Below are 18,571 nucleotides of genomic sequence, written 5' to 3' on the forward strand. Positions count from 1 at the left end.
ATAGAGTTTTAACAAAATATATAGTAACAAATTAACTGATTCCGATATTAATACAAAGGAGCACAAAATTTTATATGTATAGTATATAAAAGTTTATTGTGTTACTACCAATAATTTTTAAAACCTAAAACTTTATTATTATGTCACACGAATTTTTAAAATTAGATGTAGCGAAAAAAATTTCCAAAAGGGAACAAAAAACTATTAATGGAGGAATATTATCGATTTCATTATGCTCTGGTGTAGGAACACTAGGTGGAAGTCCAGGTGATGAAGGAACTTCTCCTGCTTGTGTAAATAGAAATGGAAATTGTTTAATTAATGGATATCAAGCAGTTTGTTCAGGGAACAGTCAAGGTGGTTTTTGGTATTTATAACCTATATCAAATCTAGAGATAAGAGTTTTTCAGAAATGAAAAACTCTTTTTTATAGTATTTTATTTTTTAGATAAATATTTTCCATCCATCCAGAATGTACCAAAAGGGATTATTGAACATAAAAGTACAATCGCCAAGGTTTTAACATTCCATTTTTTCTCTGATTTAATCAAAAAAGCAAATACAATATATATAAGGAATAAAAAGCCATGGGCCATACCAATTACTTTATTTGGCTCTGGAGAAGCAAATAAATATTTTAACGGCATTGTAACAAAAAGGATAAGTAAGTATGAAATTCCTTCTAAGTAACTAATTATTCTGAAAGCACTAACCATATTTTATCTTTAAAATTGAATGCAAATTTAATGCTCAAAAGAGATTTAATCTTAATAATTATTTATTTTTTGTGATTATATTCTAATTCAAAGATTTCTAAATCAAAATACGGGATAGCGGACAATAAATGATCAAAAATGTCAGCCACTATCTTTTCATAGTTTTTCCATATTTTATCATTACTAAATGCATAAATTTCTAATGGTGTTCCTTGAGGAGTAGGAGCTAGTTGTCTACTCATAATTGTCATGTCACTATTCACATAAGGATGTTTTTCTAGATATGATTCCACATAACTCCTAAATACTCCCATATTTGATAAATTTCTACCATTTACTAAAACATCTTTATTTATTAGATTATCTGTATTATAGGATTCTATTTTGTTTTGTGATTCTTCTAGATATTCTGCAATAAGTTCTATTTTTTTTAAACGATCTATATCTTCAGGAGAAAGAAACTTAATACTAGAAGCCTTTATAAGAAGTGCTCTTTTAATTCTTCTTCCACCAGAATCCATCATTCCTCTCCAGTTTCTAAATGATTCAGAAGTCAAATGATAAGTTGGTATTGTAGTAATTGTTTTATCAAAATTCTGAACTTTCACTGAAGATAGATTGATTTCTACTACATCTCCATCAGCACCATATTTATCCATAGTGATCCAGTCCCCAATTCTAACGGTATCGTTTACTGCGACCTGTATACTAGCTACAAAACCTAAGATTGTATCTTTAAAAATTAACAATATTACTGCGGACATCGCTCCTAGAGCTGTTAAAAAGGTCCATATAGATTTTCCGGTAACCGATGAAAAGATAAAAATACCTCCAATAGACCAGACTATTATCATAAATACTTGAACATAACTATCTATAGGTTTGTCTTTAAATGATTCTAGTGATTTTAAAAAATCTCTAAATGTTCTTAGTATACTTCTTACAATCCAAATGGTTAGTGCAATAACAGAAATATCGAAAAGAATTTCTAAGTAACTTTCTGCAATTGGAAAAGCAATAAATAATTCAGGTAATATCCAGATACAAATGGATAAAGGTATTATATGAGATAAATAATCAAAAGTCTTATTCTTTACCAAATAATCATCAAAAGTATTTTTTGACTTAGAGGCATAACTTTTAAAAAGCTTGAGTATAACTTTTCTTATAATTCTATCCACTACAAAGAGGATAATGAGTAAAATGAAGGTTCCTATAAGCACATTTAGGTATTCCGCTATATTTTCGGAAACACCGTATGAAACTAATAGTTTATAAAAGTACCTAGTTAATTCTTCCATAAAAGAGAATCACTTAATATTTTGATATGCTTAATTGATTAAGGCGTGTTACTGACTTATCAAACAAGATTAAAAATGGCTGCTGCATACAAGTAAAATCGAACGAATCGTAATAATCCAAATAGTAAATAGCTTGTGAAGGAATATCTAATCATCCCAGCCGCGATACTTGTTATTGAAAAAGGTATTGGTAACAGAGCTCCAACTACGATAAGAAAACCACCCCATTTACGAGTGTTTTTTATATGTTTTGCCATTTTTACCTCCAAATATTCATGAACCGATGGTATTTTAGTTATGGACTTTCCTATAAAATAGGAAATAACCCCACCAAGATAGGATAATAAAGCTAATATGGATAGATATAATATAGGGCTATCCGCTTTATCACTCCAAGCAATAAAAATTTCGGGTGGTATAAGACCTAAAAGAGATTCTGAAGCAAAAAAGACACTAAAAACTATATAATCAGAGTAATTTTTAGTTACGTAAATTAAAAGATCATTAATGTTTATCACGAAATAATTAACCACTAATAATCCAGCAATAAAAAGTAGAATAGGGGGTAATGCCTTTTTTAGACTTGTACCCAAAAATTTATAGAAACCAGTGTAACTATAATATTGATGCAATAACTGCAATCTTGTTTTTTTAACAGATCGGGGATTCATTTTCATAACAATTTTTCCTCAAGGCAACAAAAATAATATTTAATTGATTTTTTGACGTTTATAAAATCATAAAATTTGTCGATAAAATGTTATTATCATTACAACTTTCATTTTTTTGTTTAAACTGTTGTGTAGTAATGACTAAAGTATGGAGTAGAAATTTATGTAAAAACAAAAAAGGCCTTGATTTTTCAAGGCCTTTTTATGCTTATTTATAAAAATACTTTTTGATAATACATTTTAGGCGTTTAAGGCATCCCTATAATCCGCCAAATCCATAACATTCATCTTATTTTTTAAATCTTTTAATAAAGAAATAAGATACATAAGGCTTTCTACAGGGTCTACATCCTTATCTGATTCTAATGGAGTTTCATTTTCTTCAATGGGTTCATCATCTGGAATAGGAATCAAGAAACTATCATTTTCTTCAATATGTTCGTAGGTAAGTCTTAAAACCTTAACCACTAAAGGTACTTGCTGATCTAAAGCAAAAGTTCTTAAAGTTTTAAGATCTTCAATTAGTGTGTCTGTATTGATACCAGATTGTCCTAGATCAGTCAGAATTTTGTCTATTAATTTGAGAGCCTTTTTATTTTCCAAGGATGATAAAATTAGTATTGTTTAAAAAAATGATTCTGGCAAATTTAACTCTTTATATAAATCTTTAAAATCTTTTAAAACAAATAAATTTATTTTTTAGTGTTAAAAATAAAATTCACAAAATTTTCAATAAAAAAAAGAGAGGAATATTCCCCTTAATGCATTGATAAGTAACTGTTTATTCTGTTAAAAACCCCTGTATGCTTGTATTCCGGCTAAAGTTTGAGGTTTAACCGTAACCATAATTCCTTAATCCTCTTTATCTTTGAAAAGTATTCCAATTACAATTTTTCCCTTACTTTTTTTGTTTTCCCCAACACTTACCTCCTTGAATACAGGAGGTAAGTTCTTCTTGGGGTATTTCGTAATTAAAATAGAGTTACAGTTTTATTCTCATCTTCCTTTTTGATCGTAACCAATAGTCTTCTTTTTCCAAGTCCATTAACCTTATATATCTTAGTTCCAGTGGTCCAATTTTCCTTTCTAGTTGCTTGTGGCATCATAGGGAAACCGTAACTGAATTTAGAACCATCAGGTTTTGGTCCAATAACTAAAAAATGATTTCTAGTTATTGAATTATTTTTAATTTTAAATTTAATGTATTTAGTAGAATTGTCTTTAGTTTTATTTCTTTTTGTTATTGCTTTTTTTGCATCACCTTTTATTTTTTTTGGTGTATTCAGGATGTTTAGCTTTGCATCTTCACTTAATTTAGAATCTAACTCATCTATAACGTTGATGTCTGCAGAACCTGAACCCCATATATCTATTCGTGCATTTTCTGCAATTAATTCAGAAGCATTTATACTAGCAACTTCTGCTGCAATACGCAGTTCTTTTGTTTTACCTTCAATAAATATTTTACCCACAGGTGCTATAATTTGAATATAATCATTATTCAAATTAATTATTCTTATGGTATCATGTGTACCACTTTCGACTATTTTTATTTTAGGCGCTCCAATGATAATTTTGGGATTTTCTGAAGGCTGTACCCATTCTTTTTGATCTAGATATAGAGTTCCATCAATTACTTCTTTACTGATATAATCAAAAAGGTTGTTATCTGTAGTGATAGTAAGTCCTTCTTTTTTAGAATTATCAATAATTACTTGCGCATAAAAATTAATTTTTATGTTTATTATATTTTCTGCGTTAAAAGTTTTAGTTTTTATTACAGTATTTCCTTTTATCTGTGCTGCGGTGGTTAATCCGAATAGCAGTATTAGTATATTTATAAGTGTTTTCATGATATGATATTTTAAATTAATTTGGTGACAGCATTTTATTAAGAATTAAATGCTTTTTTCGTCAATAAATAATCAACTCCGAACCTTCCTGAACCCAAGATCAGGTTATATATCGAGATCCAAAGGAACCCCATAGCAGGTAACATACCCCATATTCCATTATCCCATTTTTGGAAAAATATTGCAACGAGCATAGTACAAAGGATAAAAAAAGATGCAATTCTTGTTTTAAGACCTAAAGCAAGAAACATTCCTCCGATTGCTTCACTAGCAGCTCCCATCCAGGCAAAGAAAACAGGGAACATAGCAAAAACACCACCATACTCGGCAATATCTTTTGGAAACCATTCTACTACTTCTAGAAAACCTAATTCAGGAGAACCTGTTGGGCTCCACGGTACTCCGAATTTACTCCCACCAAAATTTACTGCTAGAAAGTATCCACATAATATTCTTGGAAACGCAAACAGTAGATCATAAGACCAATGTGTCATAGTAATTGGGTTGATAATCTTTTTAATTATATTTTTCATGATTGAAACGATTTTGAATTGTTTGATAATCCAAATGTCATAAAACAACGTAAATACTGCGCCCCAAAACAAAGTAGGACGGCTCAAATCATAATTTGAGCCGTCCTACTTAAAGTGAGTCGATATGTCGTATTAACTATTTTTTAGCTTCTAGTAATACAATTTCATAATCAGATTTTATCGTTATGTTTCCATCTTTTACTGTTGCTTCCATTCCTGAATACGTATCAGTTAAAACGGTACCATCTTTAAAAATTGAATTAACCTTTAATGTTTTTGTTCCCTTTCTTTGATTTAATCCAATTACAACACTATCAACTGAATTGTTCTTACTGTATTTTCTGGAAAAAATGTAAGGTGTTTCTTGTATCATTTTATGTTTACCAGCACCTATCGACGGATGATTTTTCCTAAATTTACCAAGTTTTTGCCAATGTAGTAATAATGATTTTGTATCGTCTGTTTCTAAATCATCCCAATTCATATTTGATCTTAGAGTTGCATCTCCTTCTGTTCCTTCTATAATTAAAGATCTTCCAGTTTCATCACCATAGTATATTTGCGAAATACCTGGTGTTAATAGTAGCTTAGTTGCAGATTCAAAAGTTTTCTTTCTTTCTTTATCAAATGGATCTCCATCATCGTGAGAACTAATATAGTTCATAACACTTTTCCCAATAAGACCAGTTTGTAATGCACTGCCATATTTACTATATAATTTCTCATAGTCTAGTCGTTTAGCATCATATTTAAACTGAAAATTAATAAGGTTATCAAATCCATTAGCATAATAATCTACTTTACGATCTCCAAAATCATAAAAACGTTTTCCATCTATTCCATATCCATATAATTCTCCAAGAACAAAAAAGTCATTATTATCGAGTACTTTATTTGGGTTGTTTTTTTTCCACTCAGTAAAAGCAAGTTTTGCTTGTTCAGCGAGTATGCTCCAAACACCTTCTTCTACATGTTTTACAGTGTCTACACGATATCCATCTATTCCAAGTTCTCTAACATAATCGGTTAACCATTTAATAATATAGTTTTTTGGAGATCTCCTTAATCCTGTTTTAGCAAAAAAGATTTCCAATTCATCCATTTCAGCTTCTAATCTTCCTTCTTCTTTCCATTTTGTAACCAATGCTTCAGGTAGTTTTACTTCGTCATTGCTTTCTGTTTTTACATCAGGAAGATTTTTTACTAAAGTACATTTTACAGCTGTCTCATAGTCTTTATAGGAGCATTGCGGTCCTGTACGAACCCAATCATCGGACCATAAAGGATCTTTTTCCGTAACTGGACCTGTATGATTGATCACAACATCCATTAATATTCTAATACCATTTTGATGCGCTACTTCCACTAATTTTCTAAGATCTTCGTATGTTCCAAAATTCGGATCTATTGATGTCCAATCTTTAGCCCAATATCCATGAAATGGGTATGTATTACCTGTGCCTTCATCCACACTATCGTGAATTTGTTCTACTAATGGGTTTACCCAAAGAGCATTAATTCCAAGTTCTTTAAAGTAACCGTCTTCAATTTTTTGAATAATACCTTTAATATCTCCTCCTTCAAAACCACGTAGTACTCCTGTTTCTTTTGATCGATCTAATACTTTGTCATTAGTAGGGTCACCGTTTTTAAATCTGTCTGCAAGTAAAAAGTAAACATTTGCACCTTCCCAAACGAAAGGCATGTTTTCAGTGGTTAATGCTGTAGCAGTTTGTGATTCTGTAATTGAGTTTTCTTCTGAGGTTTGCTTAGTTTCATTTTTACAAGAAATTAGAATACTAAATAGCATCAAAAGACTAGTTGTTAATAAATGTTTCATGTGTTTGCTTTTATGTTTCAAAACAAAAATTTCTATCAATAAAGCTAATAGTTAAGTATTGAAACTATAGTAAATACTGGTTAAAGTTGCTAATCTATAAAATTGCATATAAAAAACTACGTTTGATTAACTGCGAAATTCATAAAAATCAAATTATTAAACTTTGTTTTGCGATACAGCATATTGTGAAGGGGACTTACTTGTTAATTTCTTAAAAACTCTATTAAAGGTAGCTTTACTGTTAAATCCACATTCATATGCAATTCCTAACAAAGATAATTGTTGCTGTTTTCCTTCTCGAAGCATGTTTTGCACCTCTTTTACCCGATAAGAGTTTATAAAATCGTTAAAATTCATTTCAAAACCAGAATTAATAGTTTCTGAAAGAACAGATGTAGGTATTTTAAGCATCTTAGAAAGCTCAGTAAGGTTAAGATCAGGATTAAGAAAAGGCTTTTCTTCTTCCATGAATTTTTGTGTTTTATCCTTATTGTTTAAAATTTCCTTACTAAGTTCAGTTTGTGAAATAGAAGTAGTCTCTTTTATCGCTACGGAAAAATCTAAATTATTTAATTTATTGGTATCTGTAAAATATCCTTTTATACCTATGTAAATAATAGCTACTGCAGTAAAAAAATGATACCACCAACGTTGAGTCCAATGTAGATCAGTAATAACGGATCCAATAACTCCCTGAAATAAACTATATAAAAAAAGAAAGGAATAAATAAAAAGAAAGTTTCTGATCCAGTTTAATTCTAGGCTATATGTATTAGAGAAAAATTGCTGAATTTTTTTTCGATATGAATAGTATAATTGGATGGTAAATGCCAGATACAATAACATCTGAAGGTTTTCTACAACCCCAATAAGAGGTCCAATATATTTTTCATCCAAAAAAACTTTAAGATAACCATTCTGTGTATCGTCAAAACCGGGTTGTGAAGCATCATAAATAAAAATAGATATTTTGTATACTATATATAAGCATACTGGAATGAAATGTAAAAAGTCTTTTTTTCTAAATTTGAAATTAGAGGTAGTAATTGATTTTATGTAAAAGTATAATAAAGGACCAATTGCTAATGATAATGCTATGAGCCAATAATTAATTTTGGTATTTCGATAGGTGTCATACCAGTCCATAAAACCGATTGTATAGGAAGTTCTATGGTAACCTGTAATAAAAATTAATAAAGAAAGTATTAAAGCGGATATATGTTTTTTCTTAAAATACCTTACCAATAAAAGAAAAGCAAAAATAAAAGCCTGTACTACTAATAGTAAAAGAGGTGTGCTATATAGATTAAAGGAAGGAAATTCTAACGGGAATGGAATAGACATAACGCTAATTTAAATAATTCACAGAATTATTTTTTATTTTTTTTTTAATTAAAATACTGTTCCTTTGACTTTCAATTTAGATTAGAATGACCAAATTAAGAGCTTGGATCTCTGCCGCACGGCTTCGTACATTACCTTTGTCCATATCCGGAATTATTGTAGGATCGGCGTTAGCCGATGGTTTTGGAATGTCTATTATTTTCTGGTTAGCTATAGCAACAACATTAGGATTACAGATACTTTCCAACTTTGCAAATGATTATGGAGATGGTGTTAAAGGGACTGATAATGAAGATAGAGTAGGGCCGCAAAGGGCATTACAGAGTGGTGCTATTTCTGATAAGCAAATGTTCGTTGGAATAGTAATTACTGCTATTATTACATTGGTTCTTGCGATACTTCTTATTTACGTTTCTTTTGGAAAAGAGTATTTCTTTTACTCAGTATTTTTTTTCCTTTTAGGAATTGCCGCAATAACAGCGGCAATAAAGTATACAATGGGGAATTCCGCTTATGGATATCGAGGGTTAGGTGATGTTTTTGTGTTTATTTTTTTTGGTTTAGTAAGTGTAGTGGGCTGTTATTTCTTGTTTACTAAAAATTTAAATTGGTTAATTTTTCTCCCTGCTATTGCTATTGGTTTACTAAGTTCTGCAGTATTGAATTTGAATAATATGAGAGATCATGATAGCGATAAGAAATCAAAAAAAAACACGTTGGTGGTCAAGTTAGGTATTGCTAAAGCTAAGAAGTATCATTATTTTTTGATTTTAGGAGCTATAACCAGTATGCTTGTTTTTCTTAGTTACACTTATAGCAATTATCTTAATTTATTATTCTTGATAGCTTTTATTCCTTTATTAATTCATTTAAATAAGGTTATAAAAACGCAGGATACTAAGAACTTGGATCCAGAATTGAAAAAAGTTGCATTATCAACATTTTTTCTTTCTATATTATTTAGTTTAAGTCAGATTTTATAACTTTCAATTACTATTTTAAAACCGTATAAAATGAAAATCACTTTTTTTGGGCAGAATACATTATTACTAGAAATCAAAGAAATTAAAGTTTTAATCGACCCCTTTATTTCGGGGAGCCCCTTAGCGAAGGATAAAATAGATATTAAAGATTTTAAAGTCGATTATATATTATTAACACACGCACATCAGGATCATACGCTAGATGCTGAAGCGATTGCAAAAAATAACAACGCTATTATTGTATCCAACTATGAAATTGCGATGTACTATCAAGCAAAAGGAATAGAAGTACATCCAATGAATCACGGAGGTAGTTGGAATTTTAATTTTGGAAAAGTAAAATATGTAAATGCAATACATACTAGTAGCTTTCCTGATGGAACGTATGGGGGTCAACCTGGAGGGTTTGTAATTGAAAGTGAATCTAAAAACATCTATATAGCAGGAGATACGGCCTTAACTATGGATATGAAATTGATTCCTTTAGGTACAAAGTTAGATCTTGCTATTTTACCTATAGGAGATAATTTCACAATGGGAATTGATGATGCAATTATTGCAAGTGATTTTGTAGAATGTAATAATGTTTTAGGAGTTCATTATGACACGTTCGGATATATTGAAATTGATCATAACGAAGCCAAAAGAAAGTTTTCTGGGAAAAATAAGGATCTAATACTATTAGATGTAGGTCAGAGTATAGCGTTATAATGAAAGCAATTTATCATAAACATATTTTAGAGTTTAAAAGACCTAGTGGAACTTCTAGAGGAATTCTTAAGACTAAAGAAACTTGGTATATTGTAATTACTTCCAATGGAAAACAAGGTATTGGAGAATGTGGTATTCTAAGAACATTAAGTATTGATGATCGACCTGATTATGAAGAAAAACTTAAATGGACTTGTAATAATATTGAATTAGGGGTTGATCAACTTTGGAAAGAACTCGAAGAGTTTCCTAGTATTCAGTTTGGAGTGGAAATGGCGTTTAAATCTTTAGAAGGGGATTCTCCATTTATTTTGTTTCCTTCAAAATTCACAGATGGAATGGACTCAATTCCTATTAATGGATTGATTTGGATGGGAGAGAAGGAATTTATGAAAAATCAAATTGTAGAAAAATTAGATCAGGGTTTTGATTGTATTAAAATGAAGATTGGAGCTATAGATTTTGACGCAGAATTAGAGTTGTTATCCTATATACGATCACAGTTTTCAAAAGAAGTTATTGAGTTAAGAGTTGATGCTAATGGAGCGTTTAGCCCTAATGAAGCTTTAGAAAAGTTAATAAAGTTAAATGATTTCGGATTACACAGTATAGAACAACCAATTAAGCAAGGGCAATCAAGTTACATGAAGAGTTTATGTAATAAGACTCCTTTGCCAATTGCTTTAGACGAAGAATTAATAGGTGTTTTTGATGTAACAGAAAAGAAAAAGTTACTACTAACTATAAAACCGCAGTTTATTATTTTAAAACCAAGTTTAATAGGTGGTTTTAAAGGAACTCAAGAATGGATTGATTTAGCAGACGAGTTAAATATAGGATGGTGGATTACCAGTGCTTTAGAAAGTAATATAGGATTAAGTGCTATTGCGCAGTATACATATACTTTAGAAAACAAGATGCCTCAGGGTTTAGGGACAGGTGGATTGTATATTAACAATATAGAAGCTCCTTTATTGGTTGATAAAGGGACTTTAAAATATCAACAGGATAAGAAATGGACCGTTTCTTATCTAAATTAAATAATTTATAGATGTATATAGAACAAGGAAGAAAAGGAAAATTAGGAATGTGGAAATATCTGCCTGTTCCAATTGGTTTTCTTGGTTTAATTGTTTTCAATTTGATGTTTTCTCAAGGAGTTGATATCGATGCTTTAATGGCAGAGCAAATAGAAACTTTAGGGAAACCTTTGTTTTTTCTTATTTCCGTAGGGCCTTTTGTAATTTTTTTAGCAGGGTTGCTTTTTTGGGTAAAGGTAGTGCACCAACAAAGTATAACATCTTTAACTACATCTAGAGAAAAAATAGATTGGAAACGTGTTTTTTTTATGTTTTCGCTGATAACACTCTATATACTAATTACCACAGGTATACTTTATTATTTATTTCCAGAAGATTTTCAACTTAATTTTGAACCAGAAGCTTTTATTACTCTTGCAATTATGGCAATTATAATTGTCCCAATGCAGACAAGTTTCGAGGAGTATCTGTTTAGAGGACATATGATGCAAGGATTAGGTTTAGCTACCAAAACGAGATGGATTCCATTAATTGTTACTTCTGTAATATTTGGTATGATGCATTTTGGTAATCCCGAGGTGGCCAAAATAGGACCTCATATTATGGTATATTATATAGGTACTGGGTTATTTCTTGGTATTATCACGTTAATGGATGAAGGTTTAGAGTTAGCTTTAGGTTTTCATGCTGCTAATAATTTAGTAACAGCACTTTTAGTAACATCTTCTTGGACAGCTTTTCAAACAGATTCTATTTTACTATATACAGGAGAACCTGAAACAGGAATAGAAATTTTAATTCCAGTTTTTGTAGTGTTTCCTATTTATATTATAATCCTTTGGAAAAAATATAAATGGTCCGGATGGAAAGATAAATTGTTTGGAAAAGTGAAGCCAGAATTTTAAATAGAAAAATAACAAATTGGTAATATATAATTTACATAATCATAACCCACGAATATGTAATAAATTTGAAATTTGGGTATGCAAATAGAGGATACATTTTCTACACCTAAAATACATGATAGTTTCAGTATTAATAGGCAGTCTTTAGATAATTCTGGTCTACAACAAATAGCCTATAGTTTTATAAAAGAAGGAGAAGTCTATGAACAAGAAGTAGGTAATTTTCTTTTGGATTGGCTAAATGATAAGGACTATATCGTAGTAAAAACTTCTGGTTCTACTGGAAAACCAAAAAAAATTAAGATATACAAACAACATATGATTAATAGCGCCTTAGCTACAGGTGCTTTTTTTAAGGTTAAAGAAGGTACGACAGCTTTACTATGTTTACCTTCTACTTATATCGCAGGAAAAATGATGTTAGTACGAGCTATGGTTTTAGGATGGAAAATTGATTTAGTTCCTCCTAAAACCAATCCATTAGATACTGTATACAAACAATATGATTTTTGTGCTATGGTACCATTGCAACTAGATAATTCTATTAATAGATTACACCTTATAAAAAAGTTAATTGTAGGCGGGGGAACGGTACCTGAGAATCTTAAAGAATTGGTACAAGGAATTAAAACTAAAATCTTTGAAACATATGGTATGACTGAAACAATCACTCATATCGCTGCTAGAAGAATTAACCCAAAAAAGAAAGATAAAAAGGATGCTAAATACTTTAAGGCACTACCTAATATTACTCTAAGTATTGACGAAAGAAATTGTTTGATTATTAAAGCACCTCAGTTGAATGATACTACAATCATTACTAACGATGTAGTAGAACTTAAAACGTATAAAAAATTCAATTGGAAAGGGCGTTATGATAATGTAATTAATAGTGGAGGTGTTAAATTGTATCCAGAAGAGATAGAAACTAAACTTCAATTATTAATTGGTCATCGATTTTTTATAATAAGTATTCCAGATAATGCTTTAGGTGATAAAGCAATATTAATTGTGGAACGTGATTTTGATATTACAGTAGAAGAAACATTAACGGATGCAATATCAAATCTAAAGATTTTGAGTAAGTATGAAATACCTAAAGAGATTCATTTCTTATCTCAATTTATAGAAACAGATAATGGTAAGGTGCAACGAACTAAGACGTTAGAACTTATTTATAATGATATATCCTAAACGCATAACAGGTTTCCCTAAATTAAATAACCGCTTTACTCAATTCAGATTGTAATTAAGGGCTTCTAGAAGTAGTTTTATTTCATAATCAAAAACAGATATTATGAAACAACTACACTATTTTATGCTTTTGTTCTTCTCTATAACAATAGCAACTGGTCAGGAACTAACGATTACTGGAACTGTTACGGATGCTTCTAATAATGATCCGATTCCCGGAGTAAATATAATAGTCAAAGGAAAGAATAAAGGGGTGCAGACGGATTTTGACGGGAATTATTCGGTTCAAACAAGTATTGGAGATATTTTATCGTTTTCTTTTATCGGGTATGAAACCGAAGAGATGGAGGTTAAAAAAGATAGTTCTATAATAAATGTAATAATGGAAGTGTCTGCAGCACAGCTTGAAGAAGTTGTAGTTACAGCACAGGGAATTAAGAGAGAACGAAGAGTTTTAGGCTATTCGGTCTCCACAGTTTCTAGTGAATCTATAAGTATGTCTAGAGCAGAACGAAGAAAAGCTAGAAGAGCCAGAAAACAATCAAAAGCTAATAAATTAAGTGGACAAATATCTGGAGTTCAATTAACGAATACTACAGGAAGTACAAATTCAAATAAGTCTATAAATATAAGAGGTGTAAATAGTATTTCTGTAACTCAACAACCTTTATATATTATAGATGGTATTCCTATAGATAAAAATAATATAGCTCAAATTCAGAGTATAGATCCTGCAAAAATTTCTGATGTAAAAGTTTTAAAAGATAAAAATGCTACTTCGCTTTATGGATCAAGAGCCAGACATGGATGTATTATAATTACAACGCACAAAGGGAACTATAAGATAGATAATAATGAATCTTATGAAGAAATTGTAGAGAATAATTTTGAGAAAGTTCAAACATCTCCATTATCTACCTTCTCCATAGATGTTGATAAGGCATCGTATAGTAATGTTCGCAGGATGATTAATAATGGTCAAAAAATACCATCAGATGCTGTTAAAGTAGAAGAGATGATTAACTATTTTGAATATGACTATAAACAACCAACTAATGATCATCCTTTCGCAATTCATACTGAATATGGTGAAACTCCATGGAATACTAAAACTCAATTAGTGAAAATTGGATTAAAAGGAAAAGAAATTCCACAAGATGCAATTCCAGCTTCAAATTTGGTGTTTTTACTTGATGTATCTGGTTCAATGAATCAAGCAAATAAATTACCATTGTTAAAAAGAGCTTTTAAATTATTAGTAAATCAGTTAAGAGAAAAAGATAAAGTTTCGATAGTAGTTTATGCTGGTGCAGCTGGTATGGTATTAAAACCTACATCAGGAGCAAACAAAAATGAAATAAACCAAGCTTTAGACAATCTAAGTGCAGGAGGTTCTACCGCTGGAGGAGCAGGAATTGAACTTGCTTATAAAATTGCTCAGGAAAATTTTAGAAAAGATGGTAATAACAGAGTTATTCTAGCAACAGATGGAGATTTTAATGTAGGAATGAGTAGTGATAAGGATATGCAGACATTAATTGAGGAGAAGAGAAAATCTGGAGTTTTCTTGACCTGCTTAGGTTTTGGAATGCATAATTATAAAGACAGTAAATTAGAAACCTTGGCTGATAAAGGCAATGGAAATCATGCATATATAGATACTATGCAAGAAGCTCAAAGAATTTTGGGGAAAGAATTTGGAGGAACATTGTATACAATAGCAAAAGATGTAAAGATTCAAGTAGAATTTAATCCATCAAGAGTACAAGCATATCGTTTGATAGGATATGAAAATAGATTATTAGCTGATGAGGATTTTATAGATGATACCAAAGATGCCGGTGAATTAGGAAGTGGGCATACGGTTACCGCTTTATATGAAATTATTCCAGTTGGTGTAAAAAGTGAATATTTAAAACATGTTCCAGATTTAAAATATACAGATACTAAAATCACTAAAAATTATGGAGATGAATTGTTAACCGTAAAATTTAGATATAAAAAACCACAAGAAACTAAAAGTATTGAGATGATTCATGTTCTAAAATCTAGTAAAGATAAAGTATCCAAAGATTTTAATTTCGCAGCATCCGTGGCTTGGTTTGGTATGAAGGTTAGAAAGTCAAAATATATAACAAATAAAAATCTTAATGATATTATAGTATTAGCAAAAGATAATAAATCAATCGATAACCAAGGGTATAGAGCAGAATTTATTCGATTAATGAATAGCTATCAAGCACTTTAAGATCAATTTGATGGTTGTAACTAAAAGAGACATCTGTAAAGCATTGCAGGTGTCTCTTTTTTGTGATACTTTTATTCGATCTTAATGAACCACACAAATGAAAAGATTTCTTACACTAGCATTACTTATTTTAACTGCGGTATCTCAAGCACAAATACTCCCAGAACGAGATAGAGCAGAAGTAATAGATCAAATACTTGCTGATCGTTTTAATAAATTATTACCTCAGTTAATGGACCGAACTGGTTTTGATATGTGGATATTGATTTCTCGTGAGTATAATGAGGATCCGGTATTAAGAACTATGTTACCTGCTAAATGGCTTAATGCGAGAAGAAGAACGATATTAGTATTTTACCGTGATAAAGAAAAAAATACAATTGAACATCTTGCAGTAGCAAGGTATAATGTAGGGAAATATATTGATTCTGCTTGGGATAAAGAAAAACAACCAGATCAATGGAAAGCACTGATGGATATTATTTCTAAAAGAGATCCTAAAAAAATCGGTATCAATTATTCCGAACATTTTGGAATTGTAGATGGGATTGTTAAAACAGATTATGAGGAGTTTATCGCTGAATTACCAGACGCTTATAAACCTAAAGTTACTTCAGCAGAGAAACTAGCTATTGCTTGGATAGAAACCAGAACTGAGCAAGAAATGGAAATTTATAAAGAATTAGTGCAAATCACTCATGATATTATAGCAGAAGCATTTAGTACAAAGGTTGTAAAACCAGGAACGACAACCACTGATGATGTTGTATGGTGGTTACGACAAAAAGTGACTGATATGGGACTAGAAACGTGGTTTCATCCTACAGTAGATATACAGAGAAATAGTGAGAAATTACAAGATCATATTGTTTCGTTTTCTAATAGACCTAGTGATAAGATTATTAAGCAAGGTGATCTGATTCATTGTGATTTTGGTATTACGTACTTAAGATTGAATACAGATTGTCAGCAACACGCGTATATTCTTAAAAATGGTGAAATGTCTCCACCTGATTTTCTTAAAAAAGCATTCTCAGATGGTAATAGAGTTCAAGATATTTTTACTGCAAATTTTGAAACCGGAAAGACAGGTAATGAGATACTATTAAAATCTTTGGAAGAAGGTAGAGCGGAAGGGTTAAAACCTTCAATTTACACCCACCCACTTGGATTGTATGGACATTCTTCGGGTACAACTCTTGGAATGTGGGATTCACAAGGAGGTGTTCCTTTTACGGGTGATTACCCATTGTATGAAAGCACGGTATATGCGATTGAGTTAAATACTACAGTAACACTACCAGAATGGAATAAGGATATTCGAATTATGCTTGAAGAAGCTGGATTCTGGGGTAAAGATGGATTTAGATATGTAAACAAAAGACAAGAAGAGTTGATTACTATTCCAAAAAGAAAATAAAAAAGAGAGCTTAAAGGTGAGCTCTCTTTTAATAATTTTATAATATTCTCTAGTTTTACAACTCAATCTCTTCAGTTGTTCCATCAGGATAAGTTACTAATGCTTTATCATCACATGTTCCATCTCCATAATTAATAGAAGCAGTCAGCGCGTTTTTAGTCATTATTAATGTTCCAGTAGTAATGTATGCACAACTAAAAGTTCCTTCTAGTGTAGGGTCAGTTACTAATGAATAATTATCTGCGCCTAAGGTAACAATCCAACTACCACCTATAGAATAACTTGCATTTGCTGTCCCTAAGCCACTAATTGTGTATGTTTTTGTTCCTTGTTCAGAAGCTGTAGTTCCATCAGCCAATGTAATTGATAGATCAGAGGTAACACTATATACGAAGTTACCACCATTAGTGTCTAGAGAATAGGTAGTGCTTTTGCTACCATTAACAGAGTTCCCTGCAAAGGTTAAATTGTCAAAAGTAACCGTTGTAGTAACTGTATTATTTTCTATTACTACCATTACATTAATTGCTCCATTGATTGTTTCTCCATCCTCTGTAGTACAATCTGTAAAAGTAAGTGTGTATCCTGTATCAGTAATACTAAAATCTGCGCACCCAGGCCTGTTGAATTTTGAAGATAATTGGGCATTAGATCTATTCGTAGAAATATTATCTAAAGTCATATTATCAATAAAGTTAGACACTTTTTCTACTTCTAAACTCTTAGTAACATCTTCTTGCGTAATATCAAGAGATGAGTTACTATTGTTATCATCATCACTACAACTTATAATAAATAGGCTGGCAAGTATAGCGATACTTAATACTTTGATTTTAAAAAAAGATTTGTTCATTATTTTGCTTTTTGTTTATAAATATTGAACTTAATAATATCAATTTTAGTATACTTTAAACGGTATTTTTGATAACCTATAAACTTTTTACTAGCAAAATCAGTCTTTTATTAAGACGAAATAAATTTAGTTTTGTAAATTATTAAAAAGGCGATACCTGTCTGGTATCGCCTTAAGAATACTTATTAAAGAAAAAATTATGCTATTTGGCACATGCCCCAAAAGCAAAAGAATTCTTCATGTTCAAAACCAGGTATAGAATTTAGAGCACTACAATCAGCGTTACTGTAGCATCGCATCCCTGTATTTCCTCCGTTAACCGATTTTTGCTCTTGCTTATTTAAAATTTGAGCACCCTTTAGTTTTATTATTTTTTTCATCTTTTTATAATTTATTTGATTTGTGTTTTAGTAAACATTTTAAGACAGTTACTATTTCTGTCTGTTACTATTTTACAAGTTTATAAATCTTTCTTCCTTGGATACTATTAGTTCCAAAATGAACGTTTAGAAATTTAGAAAAACGAACAGATAGCAAGTGTTATGAGGTTTCCATTGATTACTTTTTCTATTCCACATTTTCCGGAACAGCAATCACTATCATCTATACATCTTCTAGCTACATTCTGACATCCATAAGTACCTCCTTGAATTGATTTCTGAGCCTTTTTTTTAAGCAGAGTAACTCCTTTTAGGTTTAAAATTTCGTGAATCATAGTATAATATTTAAAATTAGTACACTTTAATAAAACTGTTCCTCAAGATAAACTTCAAGTGAATTGTTATTAATCTAATTATTCAAAACATCGTCCGAAAGAACAACAGTCACTACAAAGACTAAGACATAAATCACCATAATATGTTTCTGCTTTAATTTGTTATTCCTTCTAGTCTTAGAATTTTATTTAGCGTAACCTTCGTTTTATTTAACTATTCTTTCGATTGCTTTTCGGTTTCCGC

Annotated in this window: 19 protein-coding genes; 8 read left to right on the forward strand and 11 right to left on the reverse strand. The window is 30.6% G+C overall.

Going from position 1 to position 18,571, the window contains the following annotated elements; translation table 11 throughout:
- The first annotated feature begins 140 nt into the window (after positions 1-140).
- A complete protein-coding gene (locus tag BMY33_RS02330; RefSeq protein WP_091404998.1) occupies positions 141-377 on the forward strand; it encodes a hypothetical protein in 237 nt (78 codons plus the stop codon).
- Positions 378-437: 60 nt separating this feature from the next.
- Here BMY33_RS02330 and BMY33_RS02335 read toward each other — a convergent pair whose 3' ends face one another.
- The 8 genes from BMY33_RS02335 to BMY33_RS02370 all read right to left on the reverse strand — a co-directional run bounded on the left by BMY33_RS02335 (position 438) and on the right by BMY33_RS02370 (position 8,258).
- Positions 438-716: a DUF3817 domain-containing protein gene (locus tag BMY33_RS02335; RefSeq protein WP_091405001.1), complete on the reverse strand. Its 279-nt coding sequence runs from the start codon at positions 714-716 to the stop codon at positions 438-440.
- Between the two features lie 62 nt (positions 717-778).
- Entirely contained in the window at positions 779-2,017 is a 1,239-nt protein-coding gene (locus tag BMY33_RS02340) for a mechanosensitive ion channel family protein (protein WP_091405004.1), read from the reverse strand.
- Between the two features lie 59 nt (positions 2,018-2,076).
- Complete coding sequence (locus BMY33_RS02345; protein ID WP_091405010.1) at positions 2,077-2,694, reverse strand: YqaA family protein; 618 nt, start codon at positions 2,692-2,694, stop codon at positions 2,077-2,079.
- A 234-nt stretch (positions 2,695-2,928) separates the two neighbouring features.
- Entirely contained in the window at positions 2,929-3,291 is a 363-nt protein-coding gene (locus BMY33_RS02350) for a hypothetical protein (protein WP_091405014.1), read from the reverse strand.
- A gap of 368 nt (positions 3,292-3,659) precedes the next feature.
- Complete coding sequence (locus BMY33_RS02355) at positions 3,660-4,541, reverse strand: GIN domain-containing protein (protein WP_091405018.1); 882 nt, start codon at positions 4,539-4,541, stop codon at positions 3,660-3,662.
- A 38-nt stretch (positions 4,542-4,579) separates the two neighbouring features.
- On the reverse strand, positions 4,580-5,074 hold the full coding sequence (locus tag BMY33_RS02360) for a DoxX family protein (RefSeq protein ID WP_091405023.1): 495 nt from the start codon (positions 5,072-5,074) through the stop codon (positions 4,580-4,582).
- Positions 5,075-5,210: 136 nt separating this feature from the next.
- A complete protein-coding gene (locus BMY33_RS02365; protein ID WP_091405028.1) occupies positions 5,211-6,914 on the reverse strand; it encodes an alpha-amylase family glycosyl hydrolase in 1,704 nt (567 codons plus the stop codon).
- A 156-nt stretch (positions 6,915-7,070) separates the two neighbouring features.
- Entirely contained in the window at positions 7,071-8,258 is a 1,188-nt protein-coding gene (locus BMY33_RS02370) for a helix-turn-helix domain-containing protein (RefSeq protein ID WP_244542962.1), read from the reverse strand.
- A gap of 86 nt (positions 8,259-8,344) precedes the next feature.
- Here BMY33_RS02370 and menA point away from each other — a divergent pair, with 86 nt between their 5' ends.
- The 7 genes from menA (at position 8,345) to BMY33_RS02405 (ending at position 16,759) form a co-directional block, all read left to right on the forward strand.
- Entirely contained in the window at positions 8,345-9,241 is an 897-nt protein-coding gene (gene menA / locus BMY33_RS02375) for a 1,4-dihydroxy-2-naphthoate octaprenyltransferase (RefSeq protein ID WP_091405032.1), read from the forward strand.
- 30 nt (positions 9,242-9,271) lie between these two features.
- Positions 9,272-9,952 (forward strand): metal-dependent hydrolase, encoded by a 681-nt coding sequence (locus BMY33_RS02380; protein WP_091405035.1) that lies wholly within the window; start codon positions 9,272-9,274, stop codon positions 9,950-9,952.
- Positions 9,952-10,992: an o-succinylbenzoate synthase gene (locus BMY33_RS02385; protein ID WP_091405038.1), complete on the forward strand. Its 1,041-nt coding sequence runs from the start codon at positions 9,952-9,954 to the stop codon at positions 10,990-10,992. Before BMY33_RS02380 ends, BMY33_RS02385 begins: the two co-directional genes overlap by 1 nt.
- An 11-nt stretch (positions 10,993-11,003) precedes the next feature.
- Positions 11,004-11,897 (forward strand): CPBP family intramembrane glutamic endopeptidase, encoded by an 894-nt coding sequence (locus BMY33_RS02390; RefSeq protein ID WP_091405040.1) that lies wholly within the window; start codon positions 11,004-11,006, stop codon positions 11,895-11,897.
- Between the two features lie 78 nt (positions 11,898-11,975).
- Positions 11,976-13,091 (forward strand): AMP-binding protein, encoded by a 1,116-nt coding sequence (locus BMY33_RS02395; RefSeq protein ID WP_091405044.1) that lies wholly within the window; start codon positions 11,976-11,978, stop codon positions 13,089-13,091.
- Positions 13,092-13,194: 103 nt separating this feature from the next.
- On the forward strand, positions 13,195-15,339 hold the full coding sequence (locus tag BMY33_RS02400; protein WP_091405045.1) for a VWA domain-containing protein: 2,145 nt from the start codon (positions 13,195-13,197) through the stop codon (positions 15,337-15,339).
- Between the two features lie 97 nt (positions 15,340-15,436).
- A complete protein-coding gene (locus BMY33_RS02405) occupies positions 15,437-16,759 on the forward strand; it encodes a M24 family metallopeptidase (protein ID WP_091405048.1) in 1,323 nt (440 codons plus the stop codon).
- A 55-nt stretch (positions 16,760-16,814) separates the two neighbouring features.
- On the opposite strand, the gene BMY33_RS02410 is transcribed toward BMY33_RS02405, so the two are convergent.
- From BMY33_RS02410 to BMY33_RS02420, 3 genes are all read right to left on the reverse strand, one after another.
- Positions 16,815-17,612 carry a hypothetical protein gene (locus tag BMY33_RS02410; RefSeq protein WP_091405051.1) on the reverse strand — a complete coding sequence of 266 codons (798 nt, stop codon included), beginning with the start codon at positions 17,610-17,612 and terminating at the stop codon, positions 16,815-16,817.
- Positions 17,613-17,809: 197 nt separating this feature from the next.
- Positions 17,810-17,992: a hypothetical protein gene (locus BMY33_RS23325; RefSeq protein WP_091405053.1), complete on the reverse strand. Its 183-nt coding sequence runs from the start codon at positions 17,990-17,992 to the stop codon at positions 17,810-17,812.
- Positions 17,993-18,126: 134 nt separating this feature from the next.
- A complete protein-coding gene (locus BMY33_RS02420) occupies positions 18,127-18,327 on the reverse strand; it encodes a hypothetical protein (RefSeq protein ID WP_091405056.1) in 201 nt (66 codons plus the stop codon).
- Positions 18,328-18,571: the final 244 nt, after the last annotated feature.

This window comes from Aquimarina amphilecti (genome assembly GCF_900109375.1).
GTDB lineage: Bacteria > Bacteroidota > Bacteroidia > Flavobacteriales > Flavobacteriaceae > Aquimarina > Aquimarina amphilecti.

Bases quoted from the DNA above. Each gene is read 5' to 3' on its own strand.
- BMY33_RS02330 (WP_091404998.1), top strand. From the start codon at position 141: ATGTCACACGAATTTTTAAAATTAGATGTAGCGAAAAAAATTTCCAAA.
- BMY33_RS02335 (WP_091405001.1), bottom strand. From the start codon at position 716: ATGGTTAGTGCTTTCAGAATAATTAGTTACTTAGAAGGAATTTCATAC.
- BMY33_RS02340 (WP_091405004.1), bottom strand. From the start codon at position 2,017: ATGGAAGAATTAACTAGGTACTTTTATAAACTATTAGTTTCATACGGT.
- BMY33_RS02345 (WP_091405010.1), bottom strand. From the start codon at position 2,694: ATGAAAATGAATCCCCGATCTGTTAAAAAAACAAGATTGCAGTTATTG.
- BMY33_RS02355 (WP_091405018.1), bottom strand. From the start codon at position 4,541: ATGAAAACACTTATAAATATACTAATACTGCTATTCGGATTAACCACC.
- BMY33_RS02360 (WP_091405023.1), bottom strand. From the start codon at position 5,074: ATGAAAAATATAATTAAAAAGATTATCAACCCAATTACTATGACACAT.
- BMY33_RS02365 (WP_091405028.1), bottom strand. From the start codon at position 6,914: ATGAAACATTTATTAACAACTAGTCTTTTGATGCTATTTAGTATTCTA.
- BMY33_RS02370 (WP_244542962.1), bottom strand. From the start codon at position 8,258: ATGTCTATTCCATTCCCGTTAGAATTTCCTTCCTTTAATCTATATAGC.
- menA (WP_091405032.1), top strand. From the start codon at position 8,345: ATGACCAAATTAAGAGCTTGGATCTCTGCCGCACGGCTTCGTACATTA.
- BMY33_RS02380 (WP_091405035.1), top strand. From the start codon at position 9,272: ATGAAAATCACTTTTTTTGGGCAGAATACATTATTACTAGAAATCAAA.
- BMY33_RS02385 (WP_091405038.1), top strand. From the start codon at position 9,952: ATGAAAGCAATTTATCATAAACATATTTTAGAGTTTAAAAGACCTAGT.
- BMY33_RS02390 (WP_091405040.1), top strand. From the start codon at position 11,004: ATGTATATAGAACAAGGAAGAAAAGGAAAATTAGGAATGTGGAAATAT.
- BMY33_RS02395 (WP_091405044.1), top strand. From the start codon at position 11,976: ATGCAAATAGAGGATACATTTTCTACACCTAAAATACATGATAGTTTC.
- BMY33_RS02400 (WP_091405045.1), top strand. From the start codon at position 13,195: ATGAAACAACTACACTATTTTATGCTTTTGTTCTTCTCTATAACAATA.
- BMY33_RS02405 (WP_091405048.1), top strand. From the start codon at position 15,437: ATGAAAAGATTTCTTACACTAGCATTACTTATTTTAACTGCGGTATCT.
- BMY33_RS02410 (WP_091405051.1), bottom strand. From the start codon at position 17,612: ATGAACAAATCTTTTTTTAAAATCAAAGTATTAAGTATCGCTATACTT.
- BMY33_RS23325 (WP_091405053.1), bottom strand. From the start codon at position 17,992: ATGAAAAAAATAATAAAACTAAAGGGTGCTCAAATTTTAAATAAGCAA.
- BMY33_RS02420 (WP_091405056.1), bottom strand. From the start codon at position 18,327: ATGATTCACGAAATTTTAAACCTAAAAGGAGTTACTCTGCTTAAAAAA.